Below are 23,206 nucleotides of genomic sequence, written 5' to 3'. Positions count from 1 at the left end.
AGAAACGGTGCCTATATGGCGCCGTTTGATGCCGCGCTCAACATGAGACAAACTCATGTGAACCAGCAAATTCAGGATAGCGATTTCAATACGCCTCCGGCATAAGCAATAAGCGCATTCTGTTGTCAGAAATGACTGACGTAGAGGGTTTTATTGAACGTATTTAAAATCAGGGTGAGTTTGAGGATATTTGATCGGGCGACTCAATCGCATATTTCATTTGTTATTTGAACGCTGACTGCATTTTTGCCAACAAGCTTGTGTTTGTCTTCAACACTGATGTCTCAGACTGATTAGCTTCGGGGTATAGGCTGACAATTTTTTAAGTGAGCTAAAGGCCTTAAAAAGTAAGTGTCACTGTTTGTTCATTTCCAACAAAGACCGTACAACGCACATCCGTCCAGCGATCGGTAACCGCGTAGCCTACGCATGAAGCACTGACCTTTTTGTCGCGGTAAGTACCGCCGCCAATTTCACCAGAAAAATTGTACCTGTCGACTGGCTTCCTGACGATCACCTTTTCGCTGCCAATTTGTACTGTCAAAAACGCCCCATGATAAGCCCAGTCATTCCCATACTTTTCCAGCAACCCGGTAATTTTGGTAGATGTATCATCTCCCTCAAAGTGATAACTTTGAACAGGCGAAACCTCACGGTTTTTGACCTCTGGTGTGCTGATGCAGGCAGGCAAACCAATGGCGATGAGCAGAACTAAAAAGTATTTCATGAGTACTCCTGTTTATGCCCTCATCATAGCAAGGAACCTGCTGTCATCACAAAGGTGGCTGGTAGCGATTTGGCTGGGGAATCTAAATAGACTGACCATTTACTCATCAATCATGACCCATCTATTTTCAACATATTGCTCAGGGTTTGAGCCATGCATTGATGAATAAATTCCCGTAAGATAATTCCTACACGGTTATCAGACATGTATGTATAGAAATTCAATGTAAACCACTTTAATTTATTTAGTTGGTTATCCGTTGACTGTGATTAAAAAGTGAAAGGAGCGCTTAATGACTTTGAATCACCATGAAAAAAATTGCAATGATCATTTAGATGATAATCAATCGGAATCAACCTCTAGTCAGTCACCCCGTTCAAATCGAAAGCTGACTGCCAAAACCAGCAAAAAAGCCAAATCCATCCATTCGCATGCTTTAGACCCAGACATCATCCCCCCCGCAGCGGTAGGTGAGGAAGAAGATATTGATTCAGAGTTTTATCCAGAAGTGTATATTCCTTGAACAGGGATTTTTAAGCTCACAGATACAGTGATTTCATTAACACCATCAATTCAGTTCACACACTAGCGCTACTGCACATACTTTCTCATCTCGTCTTCGTTCCTGATTGGCTTGGTAAAATCCAGTTTCATCGCTGAAGGATTAGTTTGCCAGTTGGGGGCCGAGAAAGTACGCAAGCATCCAAGCGCATTGGCGATATTTCCCGCACTGTCCTGCTTGCAAATCTCAGCAGCCGCAGTCATACAACGCGCGCCATATTCAAAACCAGCCCTGATCTTGTCCACACAAACCGATTCGCCTATCAAGGGACTGGTGGCTGGATCATCCATCTTTTGCTTGATCAGATCATAGGCATTCAATTTAGAGGTCACACAGTCTTTAAACGCAGGAATATTCCCGGCGTTCCTGTAATCATGACAAGTATTCAACTCTTTAAACAATAGGAGTTTGGATGATTTGTAGAACCACGTATTTTTTTCTGCACTCGCTACACAGGAGTAGATCAGGAAAGTCAGTGCCAAAATTAGAGGTTTCATCATATGCTTAAATGTTTTTCTTTCGAATGGACGTGCGCCTTGGTGCATGTATTTTCAATAGCATAAACCTAGTCCGCTCCTTTTGTCACCCGATTGCAAACACCAAACACCTGCCCTCACTGCCTTAAATTCTCTTATACCGTTTTGCAGCACGGAAATAACACGTCATCCAGGCCCTCATTCACTGCAAAAGTCTTTTGGCTTATTGGTTCCCGCAGATATGGATGACCAACCGTCGCGCAACTAGACACAGGCAAACTGAACGATAGAGATATGCGGTGAAGGCGGATGAAGCATTTAGGCACAAAAAAACCAGCTGACTAGCTGGTTTTAAAGTATTAATGATGTGGTGCCCGGAGCCGGAATCGAACCGGCACACCTTGCGGCGAGGGATTTTAAGTCCCTTGTGTCTACCAGTTTCACCATCCGGGCGGTAGGTCTGACAAGCTGCGTATTTTACCACCTTGAAAGGTTTTGCAAACCCTTGGGTGACGTGCTTGCTAGAAATTTGGAGCGGGAAACGAGTCTCGAACTCGCGACCTCAACCTTGGCAAGGTTGCGCTCTACCAACTGAGCTATTCCCGCATATCTGGAGGCGCGAGCCGGAGTCGAACCGGCCTAAACGGCTTTGCAGGCCGCGGCATAACCGCTTTGCTATCGCGCCAGAACCAACAACATAAAAACATCTTATGTTAAAAAGGGAAAGCTGTGCTTTCCCCTGAATTTGGAGCGGGAAACGAGTCTCGAACTCGCGACCTCAACCTTGGCAAGGTTGCGCTCTACCAACTGAGCTATTCCCGCGTATTTCCTTGCGCCATGCGTCGTAAGGAAGCTGGCATTTTAATGATTTTTGACCCTGTGTCAAGGAAGATTTATGAAAAAACCTGACTTTTCCCAGGAATGCTTTTTTACAGCGTTTCGCGAATGGCAGGCCAGGCTGCGCGCAGGTAATACCCCATGGAAATCAGGGTCAATAATGCAGCGATGACGATCAGCCATTCCCCTAGCCATTGAATGTTTAATCCGAATAGCGGGTCGTACCACAGCAATAAAGTAATGGCCAACATTTGTGCGGCGGTTTTTACTTTACCCACTACAGCGACGGCGACATTGGCACTTTTACCGATGCTGGCCATCCACTCACGCAAGGCGCTGATGGCGATTTCACGGCCTATGATGATCAAGGCGACCACAGCCCCTACCCGATTAAGTTCTACCAGCACGATGAGCGCTGCCGCCACCATTAATTTATCGGCTACCGGGTCTAGGAAAGCGCCAAATTTGGACATTTGATGATATTTGCGCGCCCAGTAGCCATCCAGCCAATCGGTAAAGGCGGCCAGCATGAATACTGCGGAGGCTGCGAGATTCACCCAGTGGGCGGGCAGCCCTTGGGCTGAAACGGCATTGGCTGGCAGGTAGAACATGCCGACGAACACCGGAATCATGGCGATACGCAGCAAGGTGAGCAGGTTGGGGATAGTCCACATAGATATCTGTTTCTGATGTATGTCGCGGGTAAGTACGTCGCTTTAAATTTTAATGCAGGCGCTCGTAAATGCTTTGCGCCAAGGCCAGACTAATGCCTTCCACTTGGGCAATTTCATCTATGCTAGCACTTTTTATCCCATCCAGGCCACCAAAACGCATGAGCAGGGCTTTGCGCCGCTTGGCACCGACACCTTCGATCTCCTCAAGACTGGAGGTAATACGCGCCTTGGCACGCTTGGCGCGGTGGCCGGTAATGGCGAACCGGTGTGCTTCGTCACGAATTTGTTGCAGCAGATGCAGGCCGATATTATCCGTCGGCAGATTCAGCATTTCACCGGTATCAGAAAAGATCATGGTTTCCAGTCCAGGCCTGCGCTCTTCGCCTTTGGCGATGCCGACCAGCAGGATATCGTCCAGGCCTACTTCCTGCATTACTTCGATGGCGACGCCTAACTGGCCTTTGCCACCATCAATAAATACCAGGTCCGGGCGTTTGCCCTCTCCTGCCGCGACTTTGCGGTAGCGCCTGGTCAATACATCGCGCATGGCTGCATAATCATCGCCTGGCGTGATGCCGGTGATGTTGTAGCGCCGGTATTCGCTGTTTTGCATATCGCCGCGGTCAAACACCACACAGCTGCCTACAGTCGCCTCGCCCATGGTGTGGCTGATATCGAAACATTCGATGCGCTCAGTGCCTTCTGTCAGGTGCAATGCTTCCCGCAAGGCGACCAGGCGTGCATGCTGGTTAGCGGAAGTGGCCATGCGTTGCTGCAAGGCCAGCTCGGCATTGGTTTGTGCCATTTTAAGCCAGACTTTTTTATCGCCGATGGCATTGGTCAGCACACGAATTTTGCGGCCAGCCTGGTCACTCAGCACTTCCTCAAACTCTTCTTTATCTACTTCAGCCCCGCACACCAGCAATGGCGGCGTGTTTTGCGAGATGTAATATTGCGTGAGAAATGCTTCCATGGTTTCCGTCAGCTCAGCATCCTGGCTGTTTTTGGGGAAAAAGCTTTTATCCCCCAGATGGCGTCCGCCGCGAATCATGACCAGGTTAATGCAGTGCTGCCCTTCTGTTGCGGCACAGGCGATGACATCCGCATCGCTAACGCTAAAGTCACTCACAAACTGCTTGGCCTGCACCTGTCGCAAAGCCTGCATGCGGTCACGTAAAATCGCTGCGTGCTCATACTCCATATCCTCAGCGGCCCGGTTCATTTCATCACCGATGGCATCGATCACTTCATTGGTTTTACCCAATAAAAACATCGCGGCATGCCGCACATCCTGTGCGTAATTTTCTTCAGAGATCAGGTCTACGCAAGGCGCTGTGCAACGCGCGATCTGGTATTGCAGGCATGGGCGTGAGCGATTGGCAAACACCGTATTTTCACAGGTGCGTAACTTAAACACCTTTTGCAATAACTGGATACTTTCACGCACCGCCAGGGTATTGGGGAAAGGTCCGAAATACTGGTGACCTTTGCGCTGTGTGCCTCTATGAAACGCCAGCCTGGGGAATGCGTCGCCAGTCAGGCTGATATAAGGGTAGGATTTATCATCGCGAAACAACACGTTGTAGCGCGGCATCAACCCTTTGATCATGTTATTTTCCAGCAGCAAGGCCTCGGCTTCAGAGCGCGTCACTGTGGTTTCTATGCCCATGATCTGCGACACCATCATTTTGGTGCGCGGGCTATTCAGGTTTTTATTAAAGTAGCTTGAAACCCGTTTCTTCAGGTCTTTGGCTTTACCTACATAAATCACCGTGCTTTCCGCATTCAGCATGCGGTAAACCCCTGGCAAATTGGGTAGGTTTTTGAGGATGGGCTTGGAATCAAACATGCGTGTATTTTACACGCATGTGCCTAGGTTTGAAGGCTCAGCTTTGAGGGCGTCAACCCAGCAATTCGCCACCAATCGCCCAATCTTCATACGCCACCTCTTCAAACACGATATAGGTGTAGTTGGCAGGTTTCTGGGCATGTTTGGTCAAGGTTTCGGTGATTTCCTTGGCGATTTGTTTTTTCTGTTCTTTAGTCACTGAACCTGCGAGTTTGATATTCACGTAAGGCATGATGTTTCTCCTTCAGATTAATGTCGGTGATGGCTAATGTGAGTGATTAATCGTACCGCGTCGTATGTCCTTGATTAAATTAAGGGTAACGGCAAATAATAATACTGAGATCACGATAGACAAGATCGGGTCTATCGTCACCCAGCCGGTAAAATAAATCACAACCCCTGCCACAACAGCAGTGACTGAACCTAACAGGTCGCCAAGCACATGTAAAAAAGCCGCCCTGTGGTTCAAGCTGGCGTCGCCGCCCTGGTGTTCATGCTGGTGATGCATATGTTTGGCAACAAAAATATTCACCAACAGGCCCAAAACGGCAATGATACTGACGTAGCCACCTGCTACAGGTACGGGATTTTTGAATCGCTCTACGGCCTCGATGATGATCCACACCGCAACCACTAGCATGGATACAGCATTTACCATAGAAACACGCAACTCCAATCGGCTAGGCCTTGGGCTTTTGCGGGCGTGGTGCGCAGCCCACATGGCTAAGCCCAAAGCCAGCACATCAAACAGCATATGCCAGGCATCACTCAACAGTGCCAGCGATTGCGTCCAGATGCCGCCTGCAAATTCGACCACCGCAAACAATGTGATGGCTAGAAAAGGAATTAAAAACGGGTTGCCATGAGCGTGGTCACTATGTGCATGATCATCATGCGTGTGAGCGTGTTTTTCATCATGCGCATGATGTCCTGAACCACAGCAATCGTGTGTATCAGTGTGTTTGGTATGCGATTTGTCCATGTCTGCATGCTAAAGCAATTTGGGCTGCTTCTACAATAGTCCGCAAGAAAAATGCAGAGGGTGACCGCAGCATTGTGATTTATAATGGCGTGTCTTCACGAGCCTTGCCATGTTAAGTTACCGCCACGCCTTTCACGCCGGCAATCATGCCGATGTCCTCAAGCATTGGGTTTATAGCCTGGTGCTGGATTACTTTAACCAGAAAGATAAAGCCTACTGGGCGATTGATACTCACGCGGGTGCAGGCATTTACCGCCTGGATACAGCCGTTGCCAATAAAACGGCTGAGTATTTAGGGGGAATTGCCAGGTTGCAAGCAACCGCCGCCCCCGAAGCCTTTGATAGCTACCTGCAGGCCATTGCCGCGACGCATGCCCAAAGCGGCCCGGATACTTATCCTGGCTCGCCCTGTATTGCAGACTATTTTTTGAGGGCAGATGACAAATTACGTTTGTTTGAGCTGCATCCTGCAGATGCGGCATTACTTGAGCAAACATTCGGGGCTCAGAAAAGACGGATTGCCATCCAGGCCAAAGATGGATTTGAGGGTATTAAAGCCTGTTTACCGCCGCCAAGCAAACGCGCCATGATTTTGGTCGACCCGCCCTATGAGGTGAAAGACGACTACATGCGCGTGGTGGATTGCATCAAAGATAGCCTGAAGCGCTTTGCCACTGGCACCTATCTGATCTGGTATCCGCGATCACAGCGGCCGGAACCACAACAAATGCTGGATAAATTGCGCAGCCTGAATACGGATTATTTGCATATCTGCCTGGATGTACAGCAAGCGAGTGCAGACGGCTTTGGCATGCATGGCAGTGGTATGTGGGTGATCAATCCGCCATGGACGTTAAGGCAAGCCATTGAACCTCACCTCACCTGGCTGGCGCAGACCCTGGCGCAAGACGCGCATGCGCGTGCATGGTGTGAAGGCCAGCAACGCTAAGCTTTAATAGCGTATGCGTACGCGGCGATTCACCTCTGAGGGCGTGCCGATACTGACACTAAAGGTACTCACCGCGATCGTTTGCCTGGTAGACGTTTGAATCTTTACCCGCCATTCGCCCGCCGTGACATTGCTTTTATAGGTATAGCCACGATAGCCATTATCCCGGCCTCCCGCCAGCGAAAAACCAGGCGTTGAGACACTGACCCATTGCCCAGCCACTTTCCTCTGCCAGTCATGCACGAGTTTGGTATGCAAACCCTGTGGCGCAAACACCGATGAAAAACAGACAAGCTTCTGTCCTGGTGCCAGGTAAAAATGATCATTATCCACGCGCCAGAAATTCCACCACGGCGACTTTTCCACTGTCATCCAGTAGCCCTGCGGTGATTTTTCCAGGTCATAAGCAACCACCACGGCCTGTTTAACCAACGGCACCGGCGGAATCATGTCGGCCCTGTAAGCCACCATCAACAAGCCTGCGATCACCCACACTGGCCAGATGCGCCCGGCATGGCGCGGCGCACGCTGGTAGAGCACATAGGTGATGGTGGCGCCTAACAAGGTGCTCAAATAAAACCACACGGCATGCACACTGCCAAACAGGAAAGGAAAGGCAAAGTTACACCATAAAATGGAACATAAACCAAACATGCTCCAGCATAAGCTTAAGCGCCGGTATTCACTTTCCATAAATTCATTTGCGACCAGTAATGCGCCTAATAGCAAGGTCAGCACCCAGGCCAGGCCATAACTGGAGCTTTTGAAATAAAGGATGAATAGCGCACTCAACACACTGCCAAACAGGAATTGCAGTATCCAGTAAGGCCAGTCATGCACTGCCCAGCTAGATGCCTTGTTTTGTACCCACTGCCACCCCAATAACCGCTCGCCCACGCGCCGCGCGCTCGAAGAAGGTTCTGCCAGCTGATACATCAAGATAGCCGCCACCAGCAAATACAAGGCAAAAATCACCATGTCCAGCATGGCGACTTTCTTGCCTATGGTGATGGCATCCCACAAGAATCCGCCAATAAAAAAGGATATCGGTAGCAATGCCCTGGTACGTACCAGGCAGCGGGAGATAAAAGAAGGTGGCGCGCAATCAGGCGTAGTGGGGGTGGGATCAGTCATTATCTGGGGTAAAAGTCAGCAAACCATGGGTTTTTTATCATATCTTGCAGTAAGTGTCACTGGTTAAGGCTCACAAAGGTAAACTTTCTTTGATTATCAAATCCAGCCTGTTAAACTTTAAGTTATCTTAAGAATCTGCCGTTATATATTCAAATGAAGATGACTAGACGATAGGCATCTGCCCCGATATGACATAATTCCGGCCGCCATGAAGCATGCGTGATTTACTCAGACAAATAATAAATAAGTTAATCGAGATCAAATCTGTCAGTAATGAGACTGAACAGGCATTGATTCGCGTAACGTTTGTCAGTTTCATCACACTTTACCTGCTATTTAATGGTAGCAGTTACCAACCCGTAGGCGTGTGCCTGATCTACCTGTGTTGCGGCTTCCTGATGCTGTTCAATATTCTGCGCAATCCGCAGAAGAATGAAAGACGGCAATGGATCGCTATGGTCATGGACATCACGGCCACTTCACTGGAACAAATGATTTCCGGTGCCATGGCAGGCGTGTTTATCGGTATCTATTTATGGCTGATTATTGGCTATGGGCTGCGCTATGGCACCAAGTTCTTCAAAGGTTGTTATGCGCTCAGCCTGATCGGCTTCAGCATAACGCTCTACCTGAATCCTTACTGGAACCAGCACCAGCATTTGGCATATGGTTTCCTGCTGACCTTATTGCTGATTCCTCCGCATACCCTGCGTCTGCAGATCAGCCTGGAAAAAGCCACCAAGCAGGCGGGTGAAGCCAATGAGGCCAAAACCAACTTCCTTTCCAATATCAGCCATGAAATGCGTACCCCGCTCAATGGCATTATTGGTGCCAGTGAGTTACTGGCACAATCCAAACTGGACAAAAAACAGTCCGAACTATTAAAAATGGTTGGTGCGTCCGCCAACAGCCTGAAAAAACTGATCAATGACGTGCTTGATATCAGCAAGATCGAGAAAGGTAAAATTGACCTGGAAGATATTCCATTCTATTTACCTGACCTGATCCAGCGGTTGCAACTGATGTTCCAGATCGAAGTAGAGCGCAAACAATTATGGTTACGTTTTAATCTGGAGCCGTCCGTTGAACGCCATTATGTCGGCAGCATGCACCATATCGAGCAGGTATTAATGAACCTGGTAGCGAACGCGATCAAGTTCACCCAGCACGGTGGTGTAGATGTCGTGGTCAATGTGACGCAACATTATGCCAATATGAGCATACTCAAATTCCATATCCGCGACACAGGGATCGGTATCAAGCCAGAGGCCCTACCCCATATTTTCGACAGTTTCACCCAGGCAGACAGCAGCATTACCAGACGTTACGGCGGCACGGGTCTAGGTACCTCGATTGCCAAGCAACTGGTTGAATTAATGGGCGGCAAGATTCAGGTCAGCAGTGATGAAACCAACGGCACTACCTTTGAGGTGATGTTGCCTATGGCCCACGGTGAGCCCTCCGCACAACATGTTTCAAATGAGGTCAATCTTGAAATGACCTCAAACGTGGTGCCGTTGAGCAGCCATACGCGCTTCCGCAAAAAAATTCGCGTGCTGATTGCAGATGACAATGTAGTGAACCGGATGATCCTCAATGAAACACTGCAGCGCATGCATTGCGTGGTGAAAGCCGCCGATAATGGCGATGAAGCGCTGGATGCACTGGAACATCATCAGTTTGACCTAATGATTCTGGATTACAACATGCCGGAAATGAATGGCCTGGAAGTGTTCAACATCTATCATGCCCTGCCCGGCAGCAAACCGCTACGCACTGTCATCCTCACCGCCGATGCCACCAAGGCGACGCAGGATCGCTGTCTGAATGCAGGCGTTTACCAAGTGCTGACCAAGCCAGTGATTTCACGGCAGATTCAAAGCCTGATAGAAGCCGTCGCACAAACCATAGAAACAGGTATTAGCAATCCGCCTGAGGTCAAACCGGCAACCCGTGTCTCTCGCGCAGCCACAGCCGCGCAAACGCTGATCAACACCAATATGCCGCGCACTGAACCGCCTATCGAAAAAGTAGCCAGCATGACACCCCACAGCGAGCCGCTGCTGGACAATGACCGCATGGAGCACTTATTGAAACTGGGTGGCAGCGAAGCCTTTTTATATCGCCTGATCACCGAGTTTATTGAAACCACCGATGACCTGATTCGCGCCCTGGGCACAGAATGCCTGGACCTGAAATTTGAACACGTACACAAGCTGGCACATACACTGGCCGGGGAATCCGCCAATATGGGGCTGATTCCACTCAGCAAGCGTAGCCGCCGCCTGTTAAGCTTAAGCATGGAAGATGCCCAAACGATTTCCGGCCTGTATCAAGCCGTGGTTGATGTCTACGAAGAGACCCGCACGCAACTGCACAAGTATCGCAGCAAGCTCTCTTCTAAACGATCAAACAAATGATTGGGCATCAGCGTGCTTAAGCATGATAGATAAGCTGCAATATCATTGATTGACAGCATGCTGCTGCATCATTTGAGCGTCCTGCTCATCCTGGCTCGCCGCTTCCTGGGCTGGAAACAAACGAGACTGTGCACGACAAAAGCGGTCCATCACTTTTAAATCGCGTTCAGTCAGTCGCAGTGCATTTTCCACCCATACATTGACGATATCCTCAAGCTCGCTATACGTTAACGGGTTGATTCTCGCCTTGGCTTTCTGCGCAGATAAAAAGCCCTCTGACTGACGGCTGTTTTTCTGGATAAAAGCCTGCACTGCCTGTTCGCCCTCGCCTTCATCCACGACCACATCAATCAGGCCCATTTCCAGGCATTGATCAGCGGTGAATCGCTCGCAACCGAGAATCATTTTATCGGCCACCGCCATGCCTGCTTTACGGGCGATAAAGCTGTAAGCACCCATGCCAGGAATCATGTTAAAAAATAATTCCGGGAAGCAAAACACCGATTGACGCTCTGCGATCAGCACATCGCTGGTTAACGCGGCTTCAATCCCCGCCCCTAATACTTCTCCCTGCAACAGCGAAATCTTGGTGACATGATCCAGGTTAAAGCGGAATGCGCGCTGCGCCACCACATCAATACTCAGCTTGGCATAAGCCTGCAACTGGGCACGGTCCTGATTGCGGATCGCTTCTGCCATCTTTTGCAAATCGCCACCCATATTGAAATAACCTGGCGTGGCTGAAGAAAATACGGAATATTTGATAGGCAGTACCTCTTCAGAATCCAGCTGTACATAGCCCCCGCTGCGCTGGATATCTTCATGATGCGCATGCAAGTTCAGCAACAATGCATGGTTAATACAAGGGATACGTTCTGGTTGATGCAAATAGCTCCATAAAGCCTGTTGCTTGGCATCAAAACGGCAAAATACCTGACCGTAATCATGCGCCAATAAACGATGTTGATAATTAACCAATCCTTGGTCAAACGGTTTCATGTGCTTCTCCTTGGCTATGAAAAAATGGTGATGGACTCAGCATAATCTGACGCGTGCGCATCTAAGGTTTTATGCCAGCAAATACATCATAATCAAAACTGGTGTCAGCAATGCAGGTTTTACAGTTGCAAGGATGCGTTCTGAATAAAAACAAAAAAGGGAGCCTAAGCTCCCCTTTGTCAGTCACACAAAAACGCTTATGCTGTTTCTTGAATCGGGATGACTTTTCTCACATTTTGCAGGGAGTCTGCATATTGTGTCATCTGGTCAAAATTAAGGTATTTGTAAATCTCGGCGGTGTTGGTCAAGCGCGTACCCAAGGTGTCCAGGTATTCTTGCACGGTTGGCATCCTGCCCAGCTTGGCGCACACGGCCGCCAGCTCAGCCGAGCCCAGATACACGCGCGCATCTTTACCCATGCGGTTATCAAAGTTACGGGTAGAGGTCGAGAATACCGTAGCCTTATCGGCGACACGCGCCTGGTTACCCATGCACAACGAACAACCCGGGATCTCGGTACGCGCCCCGGCAACGCCAAATGTGGAATACACCCCTTCGGCACGCAATTGCGCTTCGTCCATCCGTGTCGGTGGCGCGATCCACAAACGGGTTGGGATACCGCCCGCGCCTTCCAGCACTTTGCCAGCCGCACGATAATGCCCGATATTGGTCATGCAGCTACCAATAAACACTTCATCGATCTTGTCACCGACGACTTCAGACAACTGTTTGATATCGTCCGGGTCATTCGGGCAAGCGACCAAGGGTTCTGTGATGTCTTTGAGGTCGATTTCAATAATGTGTGCGTACTCGGCATCGCTATCCGGCTGCAACAGTTCCGGTTTTGCCAGCCAGGCTTTCATGCTGGCGATACGGCGCTCCAACGTGCGTGCATCGGCATAACCGTTTTCTATCATGTTCTGCATAAGCACGATATTGGAATTCAGGAATTCAATCACCGGTTCCTTGTTCAGCAACACGGTACAACCGTTAGCAGAACGTTCAGCCGAAGCATCCGCCAGTTCAAAAGCCTGCTCGACTTTCAGGTCTGGCAAGCCTTCGATCTCCAGCACGCGGCCATTGAAAACGTTTTTCTTGCCTTGTTTGCCTACGGTCAAGGTGCCTTCTTTAATCGCAGCGTATGGGATCGCATTCACCAGGTCACGCAAGGTGATGCCAGGCTGCATTTCGCCTTTAAAGCGCACCAGCACAGATTCCGGCATATCGAGTGGCATGGCACCGGTTGCAGCAGCAAATGCCACCAGTCCGGAACCGGCCGGGAAGCTGATGCCGATAGGGAAACGCGTATGCGAGTCGCCACCAGTGCCCACAGTATCAGGCAAAATCAGGCGGTTGAGCCAGGAGTGGATCACGCCATCCCCCGCGCGCAGGCTAACGCCGCCACGGCTGGACATAAACTCCGGTAAATCGTGTTGCAGCTTGATATCGACAGGCTTTGGATAAGCCGCAGTATGGCAGAAACTCTGCATGACCAGATCGGCGCTAAAGCCCAGGCACGCCAGTTCCTTCAGTTCATCACGCGTCATACCGCCGGTGGTATCCTGTGAGCCCACCGTGGTCGCTTTAGGTTCGCAATAAGTGCCTGGACGCACGCCAAAGCCTTCAGGCAGACCGCATGCACGGCCAACCATCTTCTGCGCCAGCGTATAGCCTTTGCCGGTATCTTTGGCTGGAATCGATTTAATGAACACATCAGTTTCTGGCAAGTTCAAAGCCTTGCGCGCATTCGAGGTCAGGCCGCGCCCGATAATCAGCGGAATACGGCCACCGGCACGTACTTCGTCCGGCAAGGTAATCGGGTTCATTTCAAAGGTAGACAGTAATGCCCCCACTTCGGACAATACTTTGCCTTCATAGGGTTTGATCACAATCACATCACCGGTATTCAGGCCGGAAACATCACACTGGATCGGCAAAGCGCCGGAATCTTCAGCGGTGTTGAAAAAGATAGGCGCGATTTTGCTACCGATGACTACACCACCGGTACGTTTGTTCGGGATAAACGGGATATCGTCACCCATCCACCACTGCACTGAGTTAATCGCTGATTTACGTGAAGACCCCGTGCCGACCACATCACCGACATAAGCCAGTGGCAAGCCTTTTTGCTTGAGGTTGGCAATGGTTGCCAGGCCGTCTGTCAGGCGGTTCACCAGCATGGCTTTGGCATGCAACGGAATATCTGGGCGGCTCCAGGCATCTTGTGCCGGGCTTAAGTCATCGGTATTGGTTTCACCTTCGAGCTTGAAAACCACCAGTTTGATTTCTTCAGCCAGGGCAGGCTTGCTGGTAAACCATTCGGCGTTGGCCCAGGAGTTAATCAAGGCCTTGGCATGCGGGTTGCCCGCCTTCATTTTTTCATCGACATCGTGAAACGCATCGAACAGCAGGATGGTGGTAGACAACGCTTTGACTGCAGGGGCTGCCATAGGCGTATCCAGCAAGGCTACCAGCGCCTGCACGTTATAACCGCCCAGCATGGTGCCTAGCAGTTCCACCGCTTTTTCGGCACTCACCAGGGGTGAGTGCGTTTTGCTATTGGCGATATCGGCCAAAAATGCCGCTTTGACATAGGCTGCCTGATCTACCCCGGCAGGAATGCGGTTTTGCAGCAGTTCAACTAATAAGGCTTCTTGTCCGGCAGGAGGATTTTTCAATAACTCAACCAACTCAGCCACTTGCTCGGCATTGAGCGGCAAGGGAGGCAGGTTTTGCGCGGCGCGTTCTTTTACGTGGATATCGTATGCTTGTAACATGATGTAGGCTCTATCAAAAAACAATGTCAGTAGTGGTGCAAAGGGTGATGCAAATAAGGCTGGATGCGCCTGTGTGCGAGGGGTTAGCTCACTTGATTATAAAGCAGTCCATTCTGCAGAATGTTAACTGGTTGTAACATTCAATATTATCCGCAAATTGACAGGCATCGACAGCAGGAAATACAACACTCTCCTAAAATTCAATACTATCGATTACTGTCGCTATATAGTTCTTTGGCAAATGGTGTGCTGCAGCTTTTTCCAGCGGCAGACGACTCCCATTTATCCAGCAATTCTTTCTGGTAACCTTTGCCATGCTGTTTTTCCAGATAGGCGCGGACTTCAAACACATCAGCAAAGCCGTTTCTATCGGTATCCATCAAGGCGACCTGGTCTTCCAGTGATGGCCCGTTATAGCGGCCATCCTTGTCAGTAAAATATTCCAGCGCGGATTCCGCATGCGCAACCAGGCTGACACTACACATCAGCCACGCACATGCCAATAAATAACCCACTTTCCCACGATTCATTTTTATCATACCGGCCTCATTTATGCCCTTAGTAGTATGACGTATCTTTCACCTATTCGTGCGCAAACTCTGTGATTTCAGGCACATGAATGCGTTTTAAAATCACACAGCGAGCAAGGCGATCTTTTTCTTCCAGAGCGCAGGCCCGGTATTGTGCACTGATTCACCATTCGCACTGACGGCTACCGTCACCGGCATATCCACTACGTCAAACTCATAGATCGCTTCCATGCCCAAGTCTTCAAAGGCCAGTACCCGGGATTTCTTGATCGCTTTACTCACCAGATAAGCCGCGCCACCCACAGCCATCAAATACACCGATCGATGTTTGGCAATCTCGACCAGTGCTTCTTCACCCCGCTCGGCTTTACCAATCGAACCTAGCAGGCCAGTGCCCAGCATCATGTCGGTATAACTATCCATCCGGGTTGCGGTGGTGGGGCCAGCCGGGCCGACGGCTTCATCGCGCACGGCATCGACCGGGCCTACGTAGTAAATAAAACGGTTATTAAAGTCCACCGGCAATGGCTCGCCTTTATCCAGCATGGTTTTAATGCGTTTGTGTGCCGCATCCCTTCCGGTCAATATTTTTCCAGTCAGCAGCAAGGTATCGCCATTTTTCCAGGTTTGCGTGTCTGCACGCGTCACTGTATCCAGGTTGATGCGTTTGGCTTGCGGGCTAGGTGCCCAGTGCACATCGGGATAGACATCAGCGCTGGGCGGCGTCAGCTCAGCCACACCTGAACCATCCAGTGTAAAGTGCACATGCCGTGTCGCAGCGCAATTGGGAATAATCGCCACCGGCAAACTGGCCGCATGGGTTGGGTAATCCAGGATCTTCACATCCAGCACGGTGGTCAGGCCACCCAGGCCTTGTGCGCCTATGCCTAGCTGATTGACCTTTTTATATAATTCCAGCCGCAGTTCTTCAATCCGGTTTTGCGGGCCGCGCGCCTGCAGTTCCTGGATATCTATCGGCTGCATCAATGATTCTTTCGCCAGCAGCATGGCTTTTTCTGCGCTGCCGCCTATGCCTATGCCCAGCATGCCGGGCGGGCACCAGCCAGCGCCCATTTGCGGCACGACTTCCATCACCCAATCGACAATACTATCGTTAGGGTTCAGCATCGCCAGCTTGGACTTATTCTCCGAACCGCCGCCTTTGGCTGCGATCTGGATATCGACAGTATCGCCCGCGACCATTTCAACATGCGTAATGGCGGGTGTATTGTCTTTGGTGTTTTTACGCGCACCGGCAGGATCATTGACGATAGAAGCGCGCAAAGTATTTTCCGAATGCAGGTAAGCACGGCGCACGCCTTCATTCACCATGTCTTCCAGCGTCATATCGCCTTCAAACTGCGCTTGCATGCCTACTTTCACAAACGCCACCACAATGCCGGTATCCTGGCATAAAGGACGCTTACCTTCTGCGCACATGCGCGAGTTGGTCAAAATCTGCGCAATCGCATCCTTGGCGGCTGGTGACGCTTCTTTTTCATAAGCCGCAGCCAACGCCCGGATATAGTCTTCCGGGTGGTAGTAAGAGATATATTGCAGGGCATCAGCAACACTCTCTATCACATCTTGCGTTTTAATCAGGGCCATGGCTTTTGAAAATTGGTGTTCTTGAAATGATTATTATCGTTAGCGGGCGCTGCTTTTCATGTAGGCAATCGCCGGTCCAACATCTTTACGTAGGATTTTACCATTTTTAGTGCGTGGGAATTCTTTAGCCAGGTAAACGGTTTTCGGTGTTTTGTAAGCAGCCAGGTGTTGTTTGCCAAAAGCGATCAACTCATCTGCCTGTACTTGGCTCTCCGGTTTTGGAATCACGTAGATCACCACCAGTAATTTGTCTTTCTCTATCTCTTCACCAATGGCAGCGCAATCCGCCACGCCTGGGTGGCCTTTGTAAACGCGCTCAATCTCGTAAGGCGAGACGCGGTAACCAAAACTCTTGATGATGTCATCCTTACGACCCAAGAACCAGATATAGCCATCGGCGTCATATTTGGCATAGTCACCGGTGAAGAAATAACCATCGTGTTTGTATTTGGCGCTTTCTTCTGGCAGGTTCCAATAGCTCAGGAATAAACCAGGATCAGCCTCCGGCACACAAATCATCCCCTCTTCACCTGCGGCCACTACATCCAGGGTTTCCGGATTCAGCAACAGCAAATCATGCCCTGGCTGCGGAAAACCGGCCGACCCGGCGCGTATGGGCCGGAAAATGCTTTGCGACAGGTAATAGGAAAACTCACTCATGCCCACGGCTTCATAAATATCCACGCCAAAACGCTCGCGCCATTGCGTAAGTACTTCATCAGACAAATGCTCACCGGCACTCATAAAATGGCGCACGCTAGGCACATCGGCTTGCGTGGCCGTGGTTTTTTGCAGCAACTGGCGGTAAATGGTCGGCACACCGATAAAAATAGTGGCCTCGTGTTTAGCGATGAGTTCCAACCATTTTTGCGCGTCGTTCTTGCCTTCATGCACAATCACGGTTTTACCCAGATACAACGGATCCATCAGGCCAGTGCCCAGGACGTAGGTCCAGTTAAACTTACCTGAATGCATGATGCGGTCCTGCAACTGATCACTGTAATTAAACCAGTACTCCGCCGCAGGCTGGCGCCCTAGCAAGGCCCGGTGCGCGTGTAACACCCCTTTTGGATACCCGGTCGTGCCTGAGGTATAGACCAGGTAAGCCGGATCTTCCGCCCGCGTGGCATAAGCAGCCTGTACTTTTGTGACATCAGCCAGTGCGGCTTGCAATGACAAGACATTGACCACCGATGACGCCACAACCTCACCCGCCAGTTGCGTGAGTAAAATATGCTTCAGGTTAGGCGTCTGTGCGATGTTTTCCTGCATTTTGGCAGACATGGCGTCCCAGGCAGCAGCATCGGTGACCAATACCACCGCGCCAGAGTCTTTCGCCAGATAAGCCACCTCTTCTGCCGTCAGCAAAGTGGATGTAGGCACCGAAATCGCCCCCGTTTTCATCGCGCCAAGAAACGCGATAGGGTAATCCAGGCTGTTTGGTAAACGAATCAGGATACGATCACCTGCGCTGACACCCAGATCACGCAACACTTGCGCGAATTTATCCGTCTGTTCGGCCAGTTCAGCAAAAGTGATCGTGCTGGTGCCAAAGCTGTCATCTTCCACAATCATGGCAATCTCATCTGCTTTTGCAGTGCCCAGATGGCGGTCGCTACACGCGACGCCAATATTGAACAGCTCGGGGATATCCCACTGCCATTGTGGATAAGGCGCTAACTTTGTCATCTTAAAACCTTTCCTGAATTTCTAAGCGTGCATAGTTGGTGTCACGCGTCACACGCATTTCTTTTGGAAATGCCTTTTAAAAATAATGATCATCAATCGCTATCAATGAGCGAGCGGGATGAAGCACAAGGCGCACGGCACGCAGAAACCGGAATGTACTCAAGTACATGAGGATTTCGAGTACCGCGCAACGCCGTGATTCGCCCGCGCAGCCATTGATCAAAGCAGAATGCCGTAGGGCCAGTTCTGGCGTACTACCTGCGCCGGCATCAACTGCAACACATGCAGGGCAAACTCCATATCACTGGTCTTTAACGCGCTCAGTGCATGCGCCCGCAACAATGTCTGCAATGCTTTACCAAACATGGGCGGATCCAGCATCTCACCTTCAAACTTGATCGCCCCACCCAATAGTGCATCCGCTTCGATCGCCGCTTTCAATATGGCGACCTTCTGATTAATTTCGGTCGGCGAAGGCGTATAAGCGGTTTTACACAAGTGGATATGGCCAGGATGAATGACTTGTTTACCGGTCAGCCCCATCGCGGCTTCCTGGCAGGCATGCTTGTACACCACGCGTGATTCATTATCGCCATGCAGATCCAGCCAGCGGCGCACGTCATGCGGCTCGACAAATTTGTCCGGCATGATATTGCTGCCTATCAGCGTTTCAACGCCGCCAATCACGCCTTTACCGGCGATCCGTGCTTCAAAAATCAGCTGGTTGATAAAGTAAAACAGTTCTTCTATCCAGTGCTCAGGCGTGATGTGTATGCCCAGCGCCTTAGAGAAGTCATGAATACCGAACACTACATGTTTCACCGTGTCGTACTGCATCAAATCCGGTGCGATCTTGAGCGACTTCGGGTGCTCGATAATCGGCTGTATCGTGATATGCGGGTTGATGCTGATTAAAAAACTGGATAAATCCCGCACTTCTGCCGCGCCATATGACTCACCCGCCTTCGCCAGCATCACGACATCGATATACTCGCCCATGTCGCGCACCAGCTTCATGTCTTCTTCGTACTCATCAGTACGGAAAGAATTGGCGCGAATCGCGATCGTCACGCGCTCGTTGACTTTACGCAGTTTAGGCAGCTCCTGGCGCAACAGCGTGCGGCTCATTTCCTTTTGCCTACAGCCATCTTCCAGGTCAAAAATCAGGGTGTGTGCATTGGTGAAATGGGCATGCTTGACCATGCGGTTGGCCGCCTGTTCCATATCCTCATAAATCCCCAGGCTAGGCGCATACTTCACCGGCGGGTAATACAGCTGTATCCCTGGCCAGTAATCACCCAAAGCGCTGGCATCCAGCGCAATTGGCTCTTCCCCCATATGCTGAATCATGCGATTTCCTGTTCTGCCGATGGTCGGCTCGCTCTTAATTTTTGCAATACCGCCGCGTGTGCTGTCGCCAGCGATTTTGTGGTTGATGCATTTATCTGTGCATCCTGTATCAATTCCCAGAACACGCCATCCGGCAATTCCAGCAAGGTGTCCAGCTGCGCCATTTCTGCCATGGTCAGCCCATTAAAATGCTCGCTGACAAAGCGCTGCAATACGATATCCAGTTCCAGCATGCCGCGGCGGCAGCGCCAGGCCAGTCGCCGTTGTTCTGCTTCACGTAAGATTTCTGCATTTAACATGGCGTCCCCTTAAAGCACTTTGATACCAAAGATTTTTTTGCCCGGCGCATCCTGCTTGTGCGCTTTGACACTCTCTATCTTTAAATCCTTGATGGCTGCGATCGCGGCATTTGGATTGAGTTTTTTCGGGCAGACATCGGTACAGTTCATAATGTTATGACAACGATATAAACGGTAAGGGTCTTCCAGGTTCTCCAACCGCGCTTCCTGCTCCTGGTCACGGCTGTCAGCGATAAAGCGGTAAGCCTGCATCAACCCGGCCGGGCCAACGAACTTGTCGGGGTTCCACCAGAAGCTGGGGCATGAGGTGGTACAGGCGCCACACAAAATACATTCGTACAGGCCATCCAGCTTGGCACGATCTTCCGGGCTTTGCAGACGCTCGGTTTCCGGCGGTGTATCGTGATTTTGCAGATATGGCATCACCGAATGGTAGTGATCAAAAAACTGCGTCATATCCACCACCAGGTCGCGGATCACCGGCAAGCCTGGCATGGGGCGCAACACCACTGGCTCTTCCAGCGTTTCCAGCTTGGTGATACAGGCCAGGCCATTTTTACCATTGATATTCATGGCATCTGAGCCGCACACACCTTCGCGGCAGGATTTACGCATGCTTAATGTGTCATCGAAGACTTTCAGGCGCATCAGCGCGTCCAGCAACATCTGGTCACTGTCTTCGAGGGCGATATCGTAATCCTGCATATAGGGCTTTTTGTCTACGTCCGGATTGAACCGGTAGATGGAAAAACGCATATCAATACACCCTTTTCTTCAACTCGAATGACTCAACACTCAGTGGTTTCAAACGGACCGGCTTATACACAAGTTTTTTCTCGCTGGCGAAGTACAGCGAATGCGTCAGCCACTTGGTGTCATCCCGCTCAGGATAATCTTCACGCGCATGTGCACCACGGCTTTCCTGGCGGGCATGCGCGGCATGCATGGTCGCCACCGCCACTTGCATCAGGTTATCCAGTTCCAGCGCCTCGACACGGGCAGTGTTGAACACTTTACTTTTATCGGTGATGCGTAAATGCTGCGCACGCTCAGCCACTTGCTCAATGGCGCTGACACCCGTTTCCAGCAGATCGGGGAAGCGGAACACGCCGCAATGTTTTTGCATGGTCTGACGCATGGCGTCACCTGTTGCCGCCACATTTTCACCGGCGTTGGTGCTTTCCAAACGATGGACGCGTGCCAGCGTGGCTTCAGCCGCATTGGCTGGCAGAGGCTTGTGCGCCTTTGCACTACCGATATCTGCAGCCATTTTGTCACCCGCGGCTTTGCCAAACACCACCAGGTCCAGCAGTGAGTTAGAACCCAATCGGTTGGCACCATGCACCGAGACACAGGCGCACTCACCCACTGCATACAACCCTTGAATGACTTTTTCAGACTGCCCGTCATGAATCACCACCTGGCCATCCAGATTAGTAGGGATACCACCCATCATGTAATGCGCTGTTGGCACCACAGGAATCGGGCTATTGATAGGGTCTACCCCGGCAAAGGTTTTGGCGATTTCGCGGATACCCGGCAGGCGCTTGCTGATAATGTCTTCGCCCAGATGATCCAGTTTGAGGTAAACCGCGTCCTTATGTTTGCCTATGCCACGACCTTGCTTGATTTCAGTCGCCATCGCGCGCGAAACAACGTCGCGGCTGGCAAGGTCTTTCGCGCTAGGCGCATAACGCTCCATAAAGCGCTCACCCTCGCTATTGACCAGGTAGCCACCTTCGCCACGCACGCCTTCGGTGATCAGCACGCCAGCATTGAGCACGCCGGTCGGGTGAAATTGCCAGAACTCCATATCCTGCAACGGCAGGCCGGCACGTGCTGCCATGCCCAGGCCGTCGCCGGTATTGATAAAAGCATTGGTGCTGGCCTGGAAAACGCGGCCACCACCGCCAGTGGCAAGCATGGTCGCCTTGGCATGAATGACATGGATATCGCCAGTTTCTATCTCCAGTGCGATCACCCCAAGCACATCGCCATCACTATCGCGGATTAAATCCAGCGCAAACCATTCGATCAAAAATTGCGTGTTGGCTTTGACATTACGCTGGTACAAGGTATGCAGCATGGCATGCCCGGTACGGTCGGCCACGGCACAGGTGCGTGAAATCGGTTGTTCGCCAAAATTGCGCGTCATGCCACCAAACGGACGCTGGAAGATACGGCCATTTTCAAGGCGGTCAAACGGCATACCGAAATGTTCCAGTTCGATAATCGCCTTGGCTGCGTTGCGGCACATATACTCGATGGCATCCTGGTCACCCAGGTAATCCGACCCTTTGATCGTGTCATACATATGCCACAGCCAGTTGTCGTCCGAGACATTGCCCAAAGCCGCGGCGATACCGCCTTGCGCGGCTACGGTATGCGAGCGGGTTGGAAACACTTTAGACAGCACCGCCACATCCGCGCCAGATTCCGCCAGCTGTAACGCCGCGCGCAAGCCAGCACCGCCACCACCGATGATGACGGCATCTACCTTGTGATACTGAATATCGCTTGCACCTGTCATATTGTTTAAACCGGCCATGCCACTCACCTTAATACTTCATTCCAAACAGAATCCACAAAATCGCCAGCGAATTACCCCACACAGCGAGGTTCACCAGCCATTGCAGCACATAGCGGCAACGTAAATTGGGGACGTAATCACGTAACACATCGCGTACACCTAACCATGCATGCATCAGCATGCAGATAAAAAACCACACACTGAGCACACGCCACCACAAGGGTGAAAATACGGCTAGCCACCCGGCATAATCATGTGGTGCCAGCCACCATATCCGCAGCCAGAACAGCAGCAAACCCACCGCCATTGAAAGCGCGCACAGCCGTTGCGTCAGCCATAACCGCATGCCTGGGTATTTTGCGGTCAGTAATTCAAAAAGCATGGCTGCAACTCATTTCCGGGACGTATCTACCAAATGCCATAAACAACAAACAGCATGGTAAAAGCCACCAGGCCAAGCACGACACGGCTGGAGAAACGTGCTTTCTGCAAGGTTGTCATCCAGTGCACATCCATCGCCAGATGCCGAATCCCGGCATAAAAATGATGAAAAAACGCCCAGGCAAGGCCGGTCAACAGCAGTTTCACAGGCCATTGCTGCAATTGCGTGGCAACGATCGAGTAACCTTGCGCATTGCGTAATGAAAGATAAAGCGCCCATAGCAATAATGGCTGGACCAGAAATAAAACCACGCCACTGGCCCTGTGCATGATCGATACCACTGCATTGACCGGTAACCGGATCGTGAACAGGTTCAGGTTTTTAGGCCGCTGTTTTTTTTGTTTCTTTACAATCATGTCTTGCTTCCAGCCT

Annotated in this window: 21 protein-coding genes and 4 tRNA genes; 3 read left to right on the top strand and 22 right to left on the bottom strand. The window is 50.8% G+C overall.

The window, feature by feature from the left end; all coding sequences use genetic code 11:
• Positions 1 to 340: 340 nt before the first annotated feature.
• A complete protein-coding gene (locus tag ACTS9Y_RS11935) occupies positions 341 to 727 on the bottom strand; it encodes a hypothetical protein (RefSeq protein WP_442586147.1) in 387 nt (128 codons plus the stop codon).
• A gap of 292 nt (positions 728 to 1,019) precedes the next feature.
• On the opposite strand from ACTS9Y_RS11935, the gene ACTS9Y_RS11930 reads away from it, so the two are divergent.
• Positions 1,020 to 1,250, top strand: a complete 231-nt coding sequence (locus ACTS9Y_RS11930; protein ID WP_442586146.1) for a hypothetical protein — start codon at positions 1,020 to 1,022, stop codon at positions 1,248 to 1,250.
• A 68-nt stretch (positions 1,251 to 1,318) separates the two neighbouring features.
• Here the strand turns inward: ACTS9Y_RS11930 and ACTS9Y_RS11925 are convergent, their stop codons facing one another.
• The 9 genes from ACTS9Y_RS11925 to ACTS9Y_RS11885 all read right to left on the bottom strand — a co-directional run bounded on the left by ACTS9Y_RS11925 (position 1,319) and on the right by ACTS9Y_RS11885 (position 6,107).
• Complete coding sequence (locus ACTS9Y_RS11925; protein WP_442586145.1) at positions 1,319 to 1,834, bottom strand: hypothetical protein; 516 nt, start codon at positions 1,832 to 1,834, stop codon at positions 1,319 to 1,321.
• 299 nt (positions 1,835 to 2,133) lie between these two features.
• A tRNA-Leu gene (locus ACTS9Y_RS11920) sits at positions 2,134 to 2,218 on the bottom strand.
• Between the two features lie 77 nt (positions 2,219 to 2,295).
• Positions 2,296 to 2,371: transfer RNA gene (locus tag ACTS9Y_RS11915), tRNA-Gly, on the bottom strand.
• Positions 2,372 to 2,376: 5 nt separating this feature from the next.
• A tRNA-Cys gene (locus tag ACTS9Y_RS11910) sits at positions 2,377 to 2,450 on the bottom strand.
• Positions 2,451 to 2,511: 61 nt separating this feature from the next.
• Positions 2,512 to 2,587 (bottom strand) — tRNA-Gly (locus ACTS9Y_RS11905).
• Between the two features lie 107 nt (positions 2,588 to 2,694).
• Positions 2,695 to 3,276, bottom strand: a complete 582-nt coding sequence (gene pgsA, locus ACTS9Y_RS11900; protein ID WP_442586144.1) for a CDP-diacylglycerol--glycerol-3-phosphate 3-phosphatidyltransferase — start codon at positions 3,274 to 3,276, stop codon at positions 2,695 to 2,697.
• A gap of 49 nt (positions 3,277 to 3,325) precedes the next feature.
• Positions 3,326 to 5,125 carry an excinuclease ABC subunit UvrC gene (uvrC, locus tag ACTS9Y_RS11895; RefSeq protein ID WP_442586143.1) on the bottom strand — a complete coding sequence of 600 codons (1,800 nt, stop codon included), beginning with the start codon at positions 5,123 to 5,125 and terminating at the stop codon, positions 3,326 to 3,328.
• Positions 5,126 to 5,177: 52 nt separating this feature from the next.
• The gene (locus ACTS9Y_RS11890) at positions 5,178 to 5,357 is read right to left on the bottom strand and encodes a tautomerase family protein (protein ID WP_442586142.1); all 180 of its coding nucleotides are present in this window, start codon (positions 5,355 to 5,357) and stop codon (positions 5,178 to 5,180) included.
• Between the two features lie 33 nt (positions 5,358 to 5,390).
• Entirely contained in the window at positions 5,391 to 6,107 is a 717-nt protein-coding gene (locus ACTS9Y_RS11885) for a cation diffusion facilitator family transporter (protein WP_442586141.1), read from the bottom strand.
• A 109-nt stretch (positions 6,108 to 6,216) separates the two neighbouring features.
• Here ACTS9Y_RS11885 and ACTS9Y_RS11880 point away from each other — a divergent pair, with 109 nt between their 5' ends.
• Entirely contained in the window at positions 6,217 to 7,056 is an 840-nt protein-coding gene (locus tag ACTS9Y_RS11880) for a 23S rRNA (adenine(2030)-N(6))-methyltransferase RlmJ (protein ID WP_442586140.1), read from the top strand.
• A gap of 3 nt (positions 7,057 to 7,059) precedes the next feature.
• Here the strand turns inward: ACTS9Y_RS11880 and ACTS9Y_RS11875 are convergent, their stop codons facing one another.
• Complete coding sequence (locus ACTS9Y_RS11875; protein ID WP_442586139.1) at positions 7,060 to 8,190, bottom strand: DUF2914 domain-containing protein; 1,131 nt, start codon at positions 8,188 to 8,190, stop codon at positions 7,060 to 7,062.
• 215 nt (positions 8,191 to 8,405) lie between these two features.
• On the opposite strand from ACTS9Y_RS11875, the gene ACTS9Y_RS11870 reads away from it, so the two are divergent.
• Complete coding sequence (locus ACTS9Y_RS11870) at positions 8,406 to 10,610, top strand: ATP-binding protein (RefSeq protein ID WP_442586138.1); 2,205 nt, start codon at positions 8,406 to 8,408, stop codon at positions 10,608 to 10,610.
• A gap of 42 nt (positions 10,611 to 10,652) precedes the next feature.
• Here ACTS9Y_RS11870 and ACTS9Y_RS11865 read toward each other — a convergent pair whose 3' ends face one another.
• From ACTS9Y_RS11865 to sdhC, 11 genes are all read right to left on the bottom strand, one after another.
• Positions 10,653 to 11,609, bottom strand: coding sequence for a crotonase/enoyl-CoA hydratase family protein (locus ACTS9Y_RS11865; protein WP_442586137.1), 957 nt, complete (start codon positions 11,607 to 11,609; stop codon positions 10,653 to 10,655).
• A 197-nt stretch (positions 11,610 to 11,806) separates the two neighbouring features.
• A complete protein-coding gene (acnB, locus tag ACTS9Y_RS11860; protein ID WP_442586136.1) occupies positions 11,807 to 14,386 on the bottom strand; it encodes a bifunctional aconitate hydratase 2/2-methylisocitrate dehydratase in 2,580 nt (859 codons plus the stop codon).
• 206 nt (positions 14,387 to 14,592) lie between these two features.
• Positions 14,593 to 14,925 carry a hypothetical protein gene (locus ACTS9Y_RS11855; protein ID WP_442586135.1) on the bottom strand — a complete coding sequence of 111 codons (333 nt, stop codon included), beginning with the start codon at positions 14,923 to 14,925 and terminating at the stop codon, positions 14,593 to 14,595.
• A 93-nt stretch (positions 14,926 to 15,018) separates the two neighbouring features.
• Complete coding sequence (locus tag ACTS9Y_RS11850) at positions 15,019 to 16,524, bottom strand: fumarate hydratase (protein WP_442586134.1); 1,506 nt, start codon at positions 16,522 to 16,524, stop codon at positions 15,019 to 15,021.
• Positions 16,525 to 16,563: 39 nt separating this feature from the next.
• On the bottom strand, positions 16,564 to 18,213 hold the full coding sequence (locus tag ACTS9Y_RS11845; protein WP_442586133.1) for an acyl-CoA synthetase: 1,650 nt from the start codon (positions 18,211 to 18,213) through the stop codon (positions 16,564 to 16,566).
• A gap of 219 nt (positions 18,214 to 18,432) precedes the next feature.
• Positions 18,433 to 19,563 carry an HpcH/HpaI aldolase/citrate lyase family protein gene (locus ACTS9Y_RS11840; protein WP_442586132.1) on the bottom strand — a complete coding sequence of 377 codons (1,131 nt, stop codon included), beginning with the start codon at positions 19,561 to 19,563 and terminating at the stop codon, positions 18,433 to 18,435.
• The gene (locus ACTS9Y_RS11835; RefSeq protein WP_442586131.1) at positions 19,560 to 19,862 is read right to left on the bottom strand and encodes an FAD assembly factor SdhE; all 303 of its coding nucleotides are present in this window, start codon (positions 19,860 to 19,862) and stop codon (positions 19,560 to 19,562) included. The genes ACTS9Y_RS11840 and ACTS9Y_RS11835 overlap by 4 nt, the downstream gene beginning before the upstream one ends.
• Positions 19,863 to 19,871: 9 nt before the next feature.
• Positions 19,872 to 20,618 carry a succinate dehydrogenase iron-sulfur subunit gene (locus ACTS9Y_RS11830; RefSeq protein ID WP_442586130.1) on the bottom strand — a complete coding sequence of 249 codons (747 nt, stop codon included), beginning with the start codon at positions 20,616 to 20,618 and terminating at the stop codon, positions 19,872 to 19,874.
• A 1-nt stretch (position 20,619) separates the two neighbouring features.
• Positions 20,620 to 22,410: a succinate dehydrogenase flavoprotein subunit gene (sdhA, locus tag ACTS9Y_RS11825; RefSeq protein ID WP_442586129.1), complete on the bottom strand. Its 1,791-nt coding sequence runs from the start codon at positions 22,408 to 22,410 to the stop codon at positions 20,620 to 20,622.
• 10 nt (positions 22,411 to 22,420) lie between these two features.
• Entirely contained in the window at positions 22,421 to 22,774 is a 354-nt protein-coding gene (gene sdhD, locus ACTS9Y_RS11820) for a succinate dehydrogenase, hydrophobic membrane anchor protein (protein WP_442586128.1), read from the bottom strand.
• A 26-nt stretch (positions 22,775 to 22,800) separates the two neighbouring features.
• The gene (sdhC, locus tag ACTS9Y_RS11815; RefSeq protein ID WP_442586127.1) at positions 22,801 to 23,190 is read right to left on the bottom strand and encodes a succinate dehydrogenase, cytochrome b556 subunit; all 390 of its coding nucleotides are present in this window, start codon (positions 23,188 to 23,190) and stop codon (positions 22,801 to 22,803) included.
• Positions 23,191 to 23,206: the final 16 nt, after the last annotated feature.

It is taken from the genome of Methylophilus sp., assembly GCF_052173275.1.
GTDB lineage: Bacteria > Pseudomonadota > Gammaproteobacteria > Burkholderiales > Methylophilaceae > Methylophilus.
Note: the sequence above shows the minus strand (reverse complement) of the source record. Positions and strands in the feature narration are given on the sequence as shown.

Coding starts and splice junctions, on each gene's coding strand:
- ACTS9Y_RS11840 (WP_442586132.1), bottom strand. CDS start 19,563: ATGATTCAGCATATGGGGGAAGAGCCAATTGCGCTGGATGCCAGCGCT.
- ACTS9Y_RS11850 (WP_442586134.1), bottom strand. CDS start 16,524: ATGGCCCTGATTAAAACGCAAGATGTGATAGAGAGTGTTGCTGATGCC.
- pgsA (WP_442586144.1), bottom strand. CDS start 3,276: ATGTGGACTATCCCCAACCTGCTCACCTTGCTGCGTATCGCCATGATT.
- ACTS9Y_RS11865 (WP_442586137.1), bottom strand. CDS start 11,609: ATGAAACCGTTTGACCAAGGATTGGTTAATTATCAACATCGTTTATTG.
- sdhC (WP_442586127.1), bottom strand. CDS start 23,190: ATGATTGTAAAGAAACAAAAAAAACAGCGGCCTAAAAACCTGAACCTG.
- ACTS9Y_RS11930 (WP_442586146.1), top strand. CDS start 1,020: ATGACTTTGAATCACCATGAAAAAAATTGCAATGATCATTTAGATGAT.
- ACTS9Y_RS11925 (WP_442586145.1), bottom strand. CDS start 1,834: ATGCACCAAGGCGCACGTCCATTCGAAAGAAAAACATTTAAGCATATG.
- ACTS9Y_RS11870 (WP_442586138.1), top strand. CDS start 8,406: ATGCGTGATTTACTCAGACAAATAATAAATAAGTTAATCGAGATCAAA.
- sdhD (WP_442586128.1), bottom strand. CDS start 22,774: ATGCTTTTTGAATTACTGACCGCAAAATACCCAGGCATGCGGTTATGG.
- ACTS9Y_RS11855 (WP_442586135.1), bottom strand. CDS start 14,925: ATGATAAAAATGAATCGTGGGAAAGTGGGTTATTTATTGGCATGTGCG.
- ACTS9Y_RS11835 (WP_442586131.1), bottom strand. CDS start 19,862: ATGTTAAATGCAGAAATCTTACGTGAAGCAGAACAACGGCGACTGGCC.
- ACTS9Y_RS11875 (WP_442586139.1), bottom strand. CDS start 8,190: ATGACTGATCCCACCCCCACTACGCCTGATTGCGCGCCACCTTCTTTT.
- sdhA (WP_442586129.1), bottom strand. CDS start 22,410: ATGGCCGGTTTAAACAATATGACAGGTGCAAGCGATATTCAGTATCAC.
- ACTS9Y_RS11935 (WP_442586147.1), bottom strand. CDS start 727: ATGAAATACTTTTTAGTTCTGCTCATCGCCATTGGTTTGCCTGCCTGC.
- ACTS9Y_RS11845 (WP_442586133.1), bottom strand. CDS start 18,213: ATGACAAAGTTAGCGCCTTATCCACAATGGCAGTGGGATATCCCCGAG.
- ACTS9Y_RS11880 (WP_442586140.1), top strand. CDS start 6,217: ATGTTAAGTTACCGCCACGCCTTTCACGCCGGCAATCATGCCGATGTC.
- acnB (WP_442586136.1), bottom strand. CDS start 14,386: ATGTTACAAGCATACGATATCCACGTAAAAGAACGCGCCGCGCAAAAC.
- ACTS9Y_RS11885 (WP_442586141.1), bottom strand. CDS start 6,107: ATGGACAAATCGCATACCAAACACACTGATACACACGATTGCTGTGGT.
- ACTS9Y_RS11890 (WP_442586142.1), bottom strand. CDS start 5,357: ATGCCTTACGTGAATATCAAACTCGCAGGTTCAGTGACTAAAGAACAG.
- ACTS9Y_RS11830 (WP_442586130.1), bottom strand. CDS start 20,618: ATGCGTTTTTCCATCTACCGGTTCAATCCGGACGTAGACAAAAAGCCC.
- uvrC (WP_442586143.1), bottom strand. CDS start 5,125: ATGTTTGATTCCAAGCCCATCCTCAAAAACCTACCCAATTTGCCAGGG.